The sequence below is a fragment of the Roseisalinus antarcticus genome (assembly GCF_900172355.1).
Lineage (GTDB): Bacteria > Pseudomonadota > Alphaproteobacteria > Rhodobacterales > Rhodobacteraceae > Oceanicola > Oceanicola antarcticus_A.
Genome location: NZ_FWFZ01000004.1, coordinates 179,441 through 192,184, shown reverse-complemented (window position 1 = coordinate 192,184; position 12,744 = coordinate 179,441). Strand labels below are relative to the sequence as shown.

Annotated in this window: 7 protein-coding genes; all 7 read right to left on the bottom strand. The window is 70.5% G+C overall.

Annotated features, from left to right (window positions below; translation table 11 throughout):
- Positions 1-5: 5 nt before the first annotated feature.
- The 7 genes from ROA7023_RS05960 to ROA7023_RS05930 all read right to left on the bottom strand — a co-directional run bounded on the left by ROA7023_RS05960 (position 6) and on the right by ROA7023_RS05930 (position 12,624).
- A complete protein-coding gene (locus ROA7023_RS05960) occupies positions 6-557 on the bottom strand; it encodes a pyridoxamine 5'-phosphate oxidase family protein (protein ID WP_085878097.1) in 552 nt (183 codons plus the stop codon).
- Positions 550-1,572 (bottom strand): lipocalin-like domain-containing protein, encoded by a 1,023-nt coding sequence (locus tag ROA7023_RS05955; protein WP_085878096.1) that lies wholly within the window; start codon positions 1,570-1,572, stop codon positions 550-552. Before ROA7023_RS05955 ends, ROA7023_RS05960 begins: the two co-directional genes overlap by 8 nt.
- Positions 1,562-3,943, bottom strand: a complete 2,382-nt coding sequence (locus ROA7023_RS05950) for an ABC transporter permease (protein WP_085878095.1) — start codon at positions 3,941-3,943, stop codon at positions 1,562-1,564. Before ROA7023_RS05950 ends, ROA7023_RS05955 begins: the two co-directional genes overlap by 11 nt.
- Positions 3,940-4,593: an ABC transporter ATP-binding protein gene (locus tag ROA7023_RS05945; protein ID WP_200812462.1), complete on the bottom strand. Its 654-nt coding sequence runs from the start codon at positions 4,591-4,593 to the stop codon at positions 3,940-3,942. The genes ROA7023_RS05950 and ROA7023_RS05945 overlap by 4 nt, the downstream gene beginning before the upstream one ends.
- A gap of 53 nt (positions 4,594-4,646) precedes the next feature.
- On the bottom strand, positions 4,647-4,904 hold the full coding sequence (locus tag ROA7023_RS05940) for a hypothetical protein (RefSeq protein ID WP_085878093.1): 258 nt from the start codon (positions 4,902-4,904) through the stop codon (positions 4,647-4,649).
- Positions 4,905-5,179: 275 nt separating this feature from the next.
- Positions 5,180-7,219, bottom strand: a complete 2,040-nt coding sequence (pbpC, locus tag ROA7023_RS05935; RefSeq protein ID WP_085878092.1) for a penicillin-binding protein 1C — start codon at positions 7,217-7,219, stop codon at positions 5,180-5,182.
- Complete coding sequence (locus tag ROA7023_RS05930; protein WP_085878091.1) at positions 7,216-12,624, bottom strand: alpha-2-macroglobulin family protein; 5,409 nt, start codon at positions 12,622-12,624, stop codon at positions 7,216-7,218. Before ROA7023_RS05930 ends, pbpC begins: the two co-directional genes overlap by 4 nt.
- Between the last annotated feature and the right edge of the window lie 120 nt (positions 12,625-12,744).

The following is a 12,744-nucleotide window of genomic DNA, read 5'->3' as shown; positions in this document are numbered from 1 at the left end:
CCGACCTACGGCGACAGCCAGCGCCCGGCCCAGCCGTCGCGCCGTTCGAACCGGGCGCGCCGGTGATCCGGCCCCAGGTGCACCGCGTCGATCTCGTCGACCTCCAGCCGGAGCGCGGCGAAATTCTCGGCCCCCGGCGCCAGCTCGTAGTCCAGCGAATCGGCGATGACCGTGCCGGGCGGCGGCCGCTTGCCATAGGCGGTCTGCGAGCTGTCCGGCACCTGCGCCCAGCGCTCCACCACGGCGTCGCCCTCGAGTATTTCGGCCCGGCAGGCCAGCCGGATCTGCAGCCGGACCTCTGGTTCCCAGATCAGCAGGGCCGCGCACGGGGTCGCCCGCAAGCTGGCGATCTTGTCCGACCGCAGATCGGTATGAACCTCGCAGACGTGCTCCTCGGCTCCGCGCAGCACCACCGTCCGCGCCTCGGGAAGGCCCGTCGGGCTGACGGTCGCCAGAACCGGGAACCGCGCGGCGGACGCCGCATCGACGACGCCCAGCATCAGCCGGGCCCAGACCTCTGCCCGCATCCCGTCGAGCGTGTCGTGGATGTCACTCATAGCCTGTCATCTCCAAGTATCCCCGTCCCTGATGGCTGCCCGTCACGGTAACCGGCCCCTCCCAATAGGGAAAGGAGGTCGCCATCCAGGCCTCGGGGTTGAGCGCCTCGACGGTCACGTCCACGCCCTTGTCGGGCAGCCGCACCCGCCAGCGCACCGGCACCTCGCGCCCGGCAACCTCTGCCCGCGCCAGCGGGTCGGCCTGAAAGGCGCCGTCGGGCAGCGCCTCCACCGTCTCGCCGATCCAGGTGGCAGAGGTGAAATCGGCGCCGCCCGTCTCGCGCAGGCGAAAGCCCATCAGCTTCTGGCCCGCGTCGAAGGACAGCGAGAACCAGTCCCAGCCGGTCTGGCTTTCCGACAGCGGCTGCGACGACCACTCGCGATCGAGCCAGGCTTCTCCGGTCACGGCGACCGCGCCGTCGGGCAGGGTGATCGTGCCCTCGACCGCGTAGAACGGCTGGGAATAGTAATAGCTGGCTTGCCCCTCGGACGACTTGACCGAATAGCCGTCTTCGCCGTGACGGACCAGCGGAGCCTCCGCCGAAAGTCCAAGGTCGTAGGCGAAGTCCGGCGAGGAGGCCCGCAGGCGCAGGTCGTCCAGAGAAGGGCCGGCCATCTGCCATTCGTCGATCCAGGCCTCGAACGGGTCGGCCGTGACACCGGCCGCGCCGAACCCACCGCGCGAGAAACGCTCGGCCACGAAATGCGCGTCCGGCGTGGTGACGGCGGCGTGGCCCATCCAGACCTGCGCCTCATCGGCCCCGCCGGGCGCCAGCGCGGTGCGGAACAGCGTCCATTGGGCGCCCATCTCGCGGCCGTCCTCGGCGGTCAGGGATGCCGTGACGTACCACCATTCGATGCGATAGCCGGGATGCGCCCCGTGATCTTGCGGAAAGGCGAAGGCCCGTTCCGGCACGGGCGTCGTGAACCCCTCCGCATCGGTCCCCAGACCGGCGAAGCCCTGGGCGGAGGCGAGACAGGGCATAAGGCCGAATACCATCGTCCTAACGTTCATTGGAGAAGACTTTCAGCAAATCGGCGGGTGGTGTCCGGGCGAGGCGGCGGGCCGGCCACAGCGCGGCGACCGCCCCGGCAAGGACCGCGAAGGCCAGCAGGCGCAAGTAGTCGACCGGGAACAGATACATCGGCAACCGCCATCCGAAGGCGGCTACGTTGACCTGCGTCAGCAGGATCCACGCCAGCGCCAGCCCCAGCGGGATCGCCACCGCCGCCGTCAGCACGGCCAGCAACACGGCCCGGACAAGCTCCAGCATGCCCAGCCGCCGGCGGGTCAGGCCCAGCGCCCAGACCGGCGCCAGCTGCGGCAGGCGCAACGCCGCCAGGGTCAGCAGGCTCATCAGGATCGCGAAGCCGGCCACGGACAATGTCAGCACGTTCAGCGCCCCTGTCACCGTGAAAGTCCGTTCGAAAACCTGAAGCGAGAAGGCCTTGATCGCCGCCTGGTCGATGATCTGGGCTTCGGGCAGGCCGAACGCCCGCAGCCAGTCGGCGACGGTTTCGGCCTCGGCCGTGCGCAGCCCGAACCGCAGCGCACGGGCATCCGGGTAAAGCTCCGAGAACTGCGCCTCGCCAAGGATCACCTGCCCGATCGGGTTGCCATAGTCGCCCACGACACCCACGACCGGCAGGGCCGTGCCCGGCGCGACGGCGATCTCCTGCCCCAGCATCAGACCTGCCCGGCGGAACAATTGCTCGTTCACCACAGCGCCCTGCCCGGCAAAGACCGCGTCCCAGGCGCCGGGCGCGGCCTCCAGAAAGACCCAGTTCTGCCGGTAGGTGCGGTCGTCGCGCGTGCCGTAGATCTCGGCCGGAAACCCGGCCACCGCCCGGTCGACCGACACGATGGGCAGCACCGCGTCGACCTGCGGCGCGAGAAAGGCGACCAGCCGCGCCGCCTCGTCGGCATCCTCGGCGGTGACGTAGAGCTCGGAGGCGAGGCGCTGGTCGAGAAAGCCGGTGAATGTCAGGCGGAACGACGAGACCATCGTCGAAACCCCCACATTCGCCGCCATCGCCAGAAGCAGCGCCATCAGGGCCAGCGACAGTCCCGGCAGCTGCTGCCGCGTGTCGGCCCAGAACCAGTCGGCCCGGGGGCCACGTGCGAGCGTCGCGCCGATGCGGGTGCCAAGTTCCAGGACCAGCGGCAGCGCGAAGGCCGCGCCGATCAGCAGGCTGCCAAGCGCCGCGAAGGCCGCGATCAGCCCCGATCCGAGCCACGCAAGCGCCCCGGCGAGCGCCAGCAGGATCACCGCCACGGCACTGCGCAGCCCGCGGCCACGGCCCGCGTCCATCGCCCAGGCCCGCGGCCGGGCCGAGGCCAGAAGCGGCATCCGCGCCATCCGCCACAGCGCCCCGCCCCCGGCGGCGGCCGTCCCCAGCATCGCGATCCCCAGGCCGGCCAGCCACCAGATCGGCCGCAGCTCCAGCGCGCCCGACACCTGCGCCCCGTAGAGGCCGCTGAGCGTCGCGGCCACGTCCGGCAAGAGCGCCGCCGCGATCAGATAGCCAAGCGCCACGCCCAGCGCCCCCGCCACCAGCGCGAGCCCCAGAAGCTCTGCCGCCATCAACGCGATCAGCCGGTCGAGCGGCATCCCGAGCGACCGCAGGGTCCGCACCATCGGGCGCCGCTGCTCGAACGCGAGGCCGATGGCGCCGTGGACGATGAACAGGCCGACGGCAAAGCTGAGGAAGCCGAAGGCGGTCAGGTTCAGGTGGAACGAGTCCGTCAGCCGCCCGACATCCGCCCCCTGCTGCGCGGGCCGCAGGGAAAGGCCGGGGGCGACCTCGGCGAGGGGCGGCTGTCCGATTGGCTGGGCGGGCGCCACGATCAGCCGCGAGGCCCCGTCCTGCCCAAGCAGCCGCGAGGCCACCGAGATATCCGTCACGACCGTCATCGGCGCCACATCCGGCGACAGCACCTTTTCGGGCGCGACATCGCCAAGCGCCTCCAGCGCCTCCGCCGTGCCAAACACCTGGCCCGCGCCGCCCAGGAAGGTCCCGACCTCGGGCCCGCTGCCAAGATCGACCGGCCCCAGCCCACCGGGCGCGGTCAGCGGGTCGAGGCCGACGATGCGGACAAAGTTCAGACGCCCCTCGACCACCGGCGAGACCAGCCAGCCGGCGCGACGCAGCGCCACCACGTCCGCAAGGGGGATCTCCGCCCCCTCGCTGTCGAGGATCTGCGCGAAACGGCCCTCGCCCAGCGTGGCGGCGGCGGCATCGTAGCTTGCCCGCGCCTCGGCATTCACCGCCTGCACCCCGGACCAGAGCGCGGTCGCCAGCGCGAGCCCCGCCACCAGCGTGAACAGCTGAAGCGGATTGCGCAGCCAGTGGCCCAGCAACGCCCGCAGTCCCTGCGCGATCATGCGATCCGCCCCCGTTCCAGGTGCAGCCGGCGGCCCATCGCCGCGGCAATGCGCTCGGAATGGGTGACGACGAGCAGCGCCGCTCCGGTCTCGGCCACCAGCTCCAGCATCAGCTCCAGCACCCCGTGGGCCGACGTTTCGTCGAGGTTGCCGGTGGGCTCATCCGCCAGCACCAGCGTGGGCCGGGCGGCCAGAGTGCGGGCGATGGCGACGCGCTGTTGCTGACCGCCCGACAATTGCTCGGGGTATTTGCCCAGATGCGCGGCCAGCCCCATCCGGCTGGCGAGGGCATCGCACCAGGCGGCATCGTGACGGCCCGCCATCCGCGCCTGAAACGCGATATTGGCCCCTACATTCAGCGAGGGGATCAGGTTGAACTGCTGGAACACGACGCCGACCACGTCGCGCCGCATCCGCGCCCGGCCGCGATCATCCATCGCGGTCAACTCTTCGCCCGCCAGCGTGATCCAGCCCGCATCGGGCGCGTCGAGCCCGCCGATCAGGTGCAGAAGCGTGGACTTTCCCGATCCGGACTCGCCCGTCAAAGCAAGCGTCTCGCCCCGCGCCAGCGTCAGGGACACGCCTTGCAGCACGGGCACCGGCCCCTCGGCCCCGGGGTAACTCTTACTGACGTCACGGACATCCAGCACGCAAAGACTCCTTGCTTTGCGCAGGACCTAACACGTCCGCCGCCGGCGGAAAGTCACGCGACCGAAGAGATCCCGGCCAAGGCGAACAGAAGAAAGGTCATTCCAGCCAAAAGCCGCCGCGGAAGCGCCTCGTCCGGGTCCCGCAGCCAGCCCGAAACCGCCCCCAGAAAGGTGAGCGGGCCGGGAAAAATCCGGCCGGTTTCGGCGACCGCCAGGGTCCGCAGGTGGAACAGCGTCCGAAACGCCAGCGCCGCCCAGGCCAGGAATATCACCCCCTGAAGCACGAAGAACAGAACAATGGGCCAGGTCACCGCAGCGTCTCCCACGCCAGGATCGGCAGATAGGGCACGACGGCGAAGACCGCGAAACTGATCGCAGTCAACCGGATGAATCGGCAAATCGTCAGAATCACGTTACATCGCATAAGGCAGGCCCCCAGACATCGCCCACGAGCAATGCAAGCGCCTTCGCCGGCGCATGGTCAATCGACCACGTGTCGGATTTGTCACTAACTGTGCCGAAGAAACCGCAGTCTTTCACGGCGCCGTGAGGGTTTTCGGCCAATTCAAGCCGATCCGCGGGGATCTTAGCGCATCTCGATCGAAACCCGGGCCGCGCGCCCTTCGGCGTCGATCACCGACAGCGTCGAGAAGCCGCGCCCGAGGCCGCTGATCTGCACCTCCCGGCGGTGACCGCTGGCAACCGGCGCCCCGTTGGCCAGCCAGGTGAACGGGGCCGCGCCGTCGCGCACCTTGAGGACCAGCGCCTCACCCTCGACCACGGCGCCCTCGGGGGGAAAGGCGATCCGGGGTCCGTCCCGCTCGACCACCTCCCCTGGGGCGCGGAAGCGCCGAAGCGCCTGCGGCAGGCCCGCATTTGCGACGATCACGGTTTCGGGCGGCGGGGGCGGCAGGGGGGTGACCTCGGGCGCCACCCGTTCGAAGGCGGCGAACATGACCGGGGCCGCGAGCCCGGCGCCGTACATCCCCGGCACCGGGGTGCCATCGGCGCGGCCCATCCAGACGCCGACCACATGCGCCCCGTCGAAGCCTAGTGCCCAGGCGTCGCGATAGCCGTAGGAGGTGCCGGTCTTGAAAGCGATGCCCTCGCCGATCACCCCGGCAGGCCGGGGCGCGTCGCGCAGGATGTCCGCGACCTGCCAGGCCGCGGCGCGATTCATCAGCCGGTGGGGAACAAAGCCCGTGGTGGCCGCCCCGCGCACCCGCAGATCGACCGCCTCGCCGCCATGGCCAAGCGCCGCGTAGACCCGCATCATGTCCTCCAGCGTCAGGCCAAGGCCGCCCAGCCCGATCGCCAGGCCCGGCCGGCCGCCCGGCAGCACCGGCTCGGCGCCCGCGCGGCGCAGCGCGGTCAGCAGATGTTGCGGCCCCAGCGCCTGCAGCAGGGCGACGACAGGCACGTTGAGCGACAGCTGCAGCGCCCGCCGGACCCGCAATTCGCCCCGGAACAGGCCGTCGAAATTCTGCGGCGCGTAGCCGTCGAAACTCACCGGCCTGTCGGCGATCAACGTCTCGGGATGGGCCAGCCCCTGGTCGAAGGACAGCCCGTAGATCAGCGGCTTGAGCGTGGAGCCGGGCGAGCGCAGCGCCCGTGTCATGTCGACGAAGCCCTGCCGCGCGTCCGCGCGATAGGCGGCCGAGCCGACCTGCGCCAGGATCTCGCCGGTGCGGTGATCTGCGACGACGATGGCGACCTGCATCCGCGCCCCGGCGTCGCGCACGGCCTCGGCGGCCAGCGCCTCCAGCCCGGCCTGAAGGCCCGCGTCCAGCGTCAGCCGGTGGATGCCCGCCTCCGGGTCCTCGGAGGTCACGCGCTCGGCCAGGTGAGCGGCGAGCGCGGGAAAGTCGACCCGGCCGGCGGGCGCGGCCTCGGTCACCGCGGCCTGCGCCCCGGCGCTTGTCAGGATGCCGTCCCGCGCCATCCGCGCCAGCACGCGGTCGCGCGCCGCCCGCGCCGCCGCCGGGTCGCGGTCGGGGCGGCGGGCCTCGGGCGATTGCGGCAGCGCCACGAGCAGCGCCGCCTGCGCCGGCGTCAGCCGCCCGGGCGGTTTGGCGAAATAGGCGATGGACGCGGCCCGGACCCCCTCCAGGTTGCCGCCGAACGGCGCCCGGTTCAGGTAGAGCGTGAGGATCTGTTCCTTCGACAGCCGGCGTTCCAGCGCCAGCGCCACGCGTATCTGCCGCAGCTTGCCACCCACCTGCCCGGTCGTGCCATCCTCGAGGATCCGCGCCACCTGCATCGTCAGGGTTGAGCCGCCGGAGATGATCCGCCCATGGCGCAGCGCCTGGCCGACGGCCCGTATCATCGCCACCGGGTCGACCCCGTGGTGATCCCAGAAGCGCTTGTCCTCGTAGCGCACGAGCATGTCGACATAGGTCGGATCGACCCCCTCGAACGGCACCGCCAGCCGCCAGCGCCCATCCGCCACGAGGAACGGGCGCAGCAGGATGCCGTCGCGATCCAGCACCTCGACGGAGGTTTCCGCCACCAGAGGCGGCAGGTCCGTCGCATCGACCCAACGGTCGAAAGCGTCCCGGCCCGCCGCCAGCCCGCCCAGAACCAGCACACAGGCGACGAGCAGAACGGCGAGGCTGCGGCCCGTCATTCGACGACGGTCACCAGGCCCGGGTCCGTATGGGCGCGCATCTGGGGTCGATACATGTCCTCGACGCTGGCCGCGGGGTGATGGAACTCTCCCGGAGAGACCGCACGGACGACATAGGCCAGGTTGAACGACGCGGCCGATTGCCGGTCCACCGCGGCAAGGAACCTGTCGGACCGGAACTCGGCCGTCTCGGGCTCTGCCATCTCGAGCCATTCAAGCCCCGAGATATCGCCGCCGCGCAACAGGTTCGGGTTGTCGATCTCGAACCCGGCGGGCAGCGGGTCGTCGACCATCAGCCGCGCCTCCTGCCGGCCGAAGGGCCGCACGGTCACCACCGCCACAAGACGGGTGCCGACCTGCTGGCCGGAGGGCTGAGTCTCTTGCCCGTCCAGCGTGTAGTACTTGCGCGAAATGGCATAGCCGTTGCCCCCCGCCGGCTCCGGCACCTCGGGAACCCCGAAGGTCGTCAGCGTCAGCGCGACGTCGTCGCCGCCGTTCTCGAAGAGGACTGGCGCCGCATCCGCGGCATCCTCCCGCAGGTGGACAAGGGGGCCGTCCGGAAGCTCTCCGTTCACCGTCACCCCGGCCTCGCGCAGGTCGTCGACCAGTGCGTTTGCGGCCAGCAGCGTCCAGGCCGCCTCTTGCGTCGAGGCCCGGCCGGACTGCGCGATCGCGCCGGCCAGCCGAGCAGTGTCGACCGCGGTCGACCCGGCCTCCACCGCGAGGGTCAGAACGGCGGCCGCGTCCCGCTGGTCGGTGCCGAAATCCGCCCGCCAATAGGCCCTCTCCTCGGCCGCGAGCCGGTTGGACAGGACCGCCTGCGCACGCCCGAACATCTTGTCGGCGCGGCGCTGCTCTCCGTATTGCGCAAGCGCCGCGCCAAGCTGGGCCGCCGCGAGCGGAGAACCGAAGGCATCCGCCTTCTCGTCCGCGTAATAGCGCAGGTCACCGATGGCCGCGGCCCCCTCGCGGGCGAGGACCAGCAGGGCATAGGCCAGATCCTCGGCCCCAGTGTCGAAATCGGGATAGTAATTCACCCGGTTGGACAGGTTGTTGACCGCCATCTCGAAGGCGACATCCGGCACGTCGTGGCCCCGCGCCCTGGCCCGGCTTAGGAAATCCGTGACATAGGCGTCCAGCCAGAGGTTGCCCGAAGACGGCCGCCACATGCCGAAGGACCCGTTGCGCGCTTGCCGGGTGAGGATCGTCGCGACCGCCTCCTCGATCCGGGTCGAGATCGTATCGGCCTGCTCCAGCCCCATCGCCACGGCGACCTGGTCGAAATAGAGCAGCGGCAGGGCGCCCGAGGTGACCTGCTCTGTGCAGCCATAGGGATAGCGGTCGAGCATCGCCAGAAGGCCGGGCGCGTCGAACCGCGCGAGCGGCCCGACTGAAAGGGTGGCACTGCCCGACCCCGGTACAAAGCCCGCAAAGACCTGGTCGTCGAAGGCAAAGACATCGCCCGACGCAAGCGTGAACCGCGAGGTGCGCGAGACCACGGGGTCGTTGCGCTCCACCGGGACGGTCACCGTCCGCTCCAGCCTGGTGCCGTCCGGCAGGGTGGCCGCCACGGTAATCTCCTGCACCCCGGCCGCGTCGGCCACGAGCGGCAGGGACCGGACAAAGCCGGTCTTGTCCGCGACATCGCCCCCGAACAGCCCGCCGGGCATCCCCACGTCGATCCCGTCGGATGTGGCCTCCAGCCCGACGAAGCCGGTGGGGCCATAGGCATGGGTGACCTCGATCAGCATCCGGCTGCGATCGCCCGGCGCCATGAACCGCGGCACGGTGACGTTGACGACGACCGGATCGCGGACGAGCACATCCGCCTCGGCCTGCCCGACGCCGCCGGCGGACCAGGCCACGGCCATCAGCCGCACCGTGCCGTTGAAGGCCGGCATCTGGAACACAGCCCGCGCCTTGCCGTCGGCGCCCACGGTCACCGGGCCTTCGAAATAGGCCACCAGTTCCTCGGTGGGCGGCGGCGCCTGTGCCCCGGGCATCGCACCGCTGTCACCGCCCGAGCGGACCTCGCCCATGGCGCCGGTCATGCCGTCCAGCAACCGCCCGTAAAGGTCCCGCATCTCGACGCCCAGCTTTCGCTGACCGAAGTAATGGCCCTGCGGATCGGGGCTGTCGAAACCGGTGAGGTTGAGGATGCCGACATCCACCGCCGCAAGCGTCACATAGGCCGTCTCGACCTCGGCCACGCCATCGACCGCCACGGCCACCTCGAGCGGGGCACGGGGCATTGCCGATTCCGGCGCCTCGATGCTGACGTCGAGCGCCTTCGGGCCCGGGTCCACGGCGGCATGGGCCAGCCCCAGCGAGCGGGCCGGGTTGCGCCCCTGGTCCACGTCCATGGGCCGAATGACCGAGGCGGTGACATAGGCGCCGGCCCCCCATTCGTCGGTCACGGTCAGGGGGATGACGTTCTCGCCCTCGCCGACCTCGACCGATTGCATCGAGATCACCCGGTTGGACATCACCGTGACCACGGCGGTGCCCGCATAGCGCGGCACGATCCGGAATTGCGCGGTGTCGCCCACGGCATAGCTTTCGGCGTCCAGCGACGCCTCCAGCAGGTCGGGCGTCACGGATGTATCGGCCGGCGCATACCAGCCCGCGTAGAACGAGGTGGACGACGCGAGATAATCGGCGCCCGTCCGCTCCACCACAACCTCGTAGCGGCCCCAGGTGACCGGCGCCCCGATGCGCAGGGGCTCGGCGCCCAGCATGCCCTCGCCCGTGGCGATCCGCTCGCGGGTGGTGATCGGCTCCCACAGCCAGCGGCCGTTGACGCGATACCATTGGTAGCGGCTGGTGACGCGGTTGATCGTCCAGACCACCTCCATCTGTTCCGGCTCCAGCCCGGAATCCAGGCCGATGACGCGGAATTCCGCTTCGGCGCCTTCGGACAGGGTCCCGTCGAACGCCGGCTTGATGCCGATCAGGTCGCTGTCGGGCAGGACCTGCGCCCGGGTGCTGCGCTCGACCGGGCGGCCCGAAAGCTCCTGCACCCGGGCGGTGACGAGCAATTCCAGCGGCCGCCCGCCGGCATCGGCCTCGGGGATCGGCAGATCGACGGTCGCGGCGCCGGTGTCGTCGGTCTGCCAGCCGCCGCCGAAGCTCTCGGCGCGCGGCGAGAATGGCGCGTCGTGGCGGCCGAAGATGTAGCCCGGGAACCCCTCGACCGCGCTGGCGGCGCGCAGGACGATCTCTCCCTCGACGGTCAGGCCGCCGGCGGGGGCGCCGAAGAGGTAATCGGCCTGAACCCCGAGAGGCGGCGTCTCGGACTGGCGCAGGACATCGGCAAGCGCAAGCTCCACGTCGATCCGTTCGGGCAGGAAATCCTCGACCAGCACGGTCTCGGTCGCCAGGGGCGCCGCGTCCACATCGGTGTGGACGGCGACGAACCAGACCCCGCGCGGCGCCGACGGCGCAACCGGCAGCGCGAAGACGTGTCCGCCGGCCAGATCGTCGCCCGAGAAGTGGCGCGAGTATTCGACCCCGTCGGGCCGGGTCAGGATCGCGGTCAGCGGCACGCCCGGCTCTGCCAGGGCCTCGGCGTCGCGCATCAGGGCGGTGGCGAAGATCGTCTCGCCCGCGCGGTATGCGCCGCGATCGGTGGTCAGGAACACGTCGATCGGCGGGGCCGGCTCGCGCCCCTCGACACCCCGGTCGGACAGATCGAAGGCCGGGTCTGTCAGCGACAGAAAGGCCATGTCGTCGCCGGTCTCGACGGTCACCAGCGCGGGCGACGCGGCCCCCACGCCCCGGGTCAGACCGGGATCGAAACGGGCCACGCCCTGGGCATCGGTCGTGGCCGTGCCGAGGACGGCGTTCGCCCGGCTGACAAGCGTGACCTCCGCACCGGCGGTGGCGCTGGCATCGCCCAGCGACCGGACCATGATCGTCAGCCCGTCGACCCCCTGCATCGTCGCGATGCCGAGATCCGACAGAACGAACCACTGGGTCGCCGCCGGCGTGTCGCGCTGGTCGACATCGGGGACAGTCGCCCGCAAGACGTAGACGCCCGGCGCCTGCCCCGCGATGGCCGCGTCCAGCGGCAGGCGCGCGGTCATGTCCTGGTTCAGCTCCATCCCCACGGTCGCGCTGCCCTGCCAGACAGGCGTCCCGATCGAGGTCGCGAAGAAATCCTCGCGGTAGTCATAGATCGGCTGCGCGAAGAGATCCTCCTGCATGGACCGCACGAGGTTGCCGTCCGACACCCGGTAAAGCGACAGCTCCACCGTCTCGACATTGACCGAGCCCAGCGGCAGCGCCGCGTCACCGGTCCGGGGCAGGACATAGCCGCGCCCGGCAAAGCGCACCTGCGGCGTCCTGTCCCGCACGTAGAATTCAAGCTCCACCGGCCGTGCCAGCACTTCGCCGCTTTCGGCCGGCAGCCCCTCGCGCAGGACGATGCGATAGCGCTCGCCATGGGCCACGCCATCGACGCAGATCTGCTGGCCCGACCCGCTGACGGTCAGCGTCCTGTCGGGCAATTGCACGTAGGGGGCATAGTCGACCCCGGCCTGCACCAGATCCTCCGACAATTCCGCGCAAAGGCGCGGTTCGGCGCTGTCGCTTTCCACATCGGTATCGAGGACCCGGAACCCGTATTTGCCGATGGCATCGTCCAGCAGAACCTCGGTGTCGCGCCGGAACTGCGCGTCCTGGGCCAGGCGCAGGGCGTCTATCATCTGGCGTCCGCGCCGGTCCTCCTCCAGCGCCTGCGCGAGGGCGACAAGCGCCGTATGCTCCTGGGCCGGGCTCGTCGCCCGCAGAAAGCCGTTGAGCGCGGCGGGAACGGCGCGGCCCCGCTCCTCGCGGTCGGAGGCAGACCGGGAAAGCACCGAATAGTCGATCCAGAGCTCCGCATCATCCGTCACCGCAAGGGCCGCGCCGGTAAAGCGCATGGCACTGGTTCGGGCGCCGTCCCGCCGGCGTTCCTGCGCCAGGGCGATCATGGCGTCCGGATCCTGCTCGTCGGTGGAATGCAGCCGCCCGATGGTCTGGCCGAGGGTCCGCGCCTCGGACAGATCGCCCGGCCGCAGGAAATCCAGCCGAGCGATCTTCTCGGGCGCCGCGGCCAGGACCGCCGGGTCCGTGGGATAGATCCGCGCCGAGACCGCCCCGTCATAGGGCTGCACCTCGGTCACGGCCCCTTTCGGGAAACAGGACCCGTTGCGCTGATTATAGGTGAATCCGACGCATTGCGTGTTCGCGAGGCAGGCCGCCTGGCAGGCGTCCAGCGTCGTGTCGAAGATGCTCGCAAGGTCCGATCCGTAGAAATCCAGGTTCCGTGAAATCGCAACCCGCCGGTCCGGAACCACGTCCTGCTGCGCTGTCACAAGACCGGGAACGACCAGCAGAGCGAAGGCAAGGATCAAACGGATCATCGGACAAACTCCCTAGGATCAATACCCCAGAGGGTGACAGGGCGGCCCTGCCTTGGCAACGATTCCCCTGTGCAGGCGAAGGTGAGGAAAACCGGACCATTCGCGCAAGATACCGCGCGA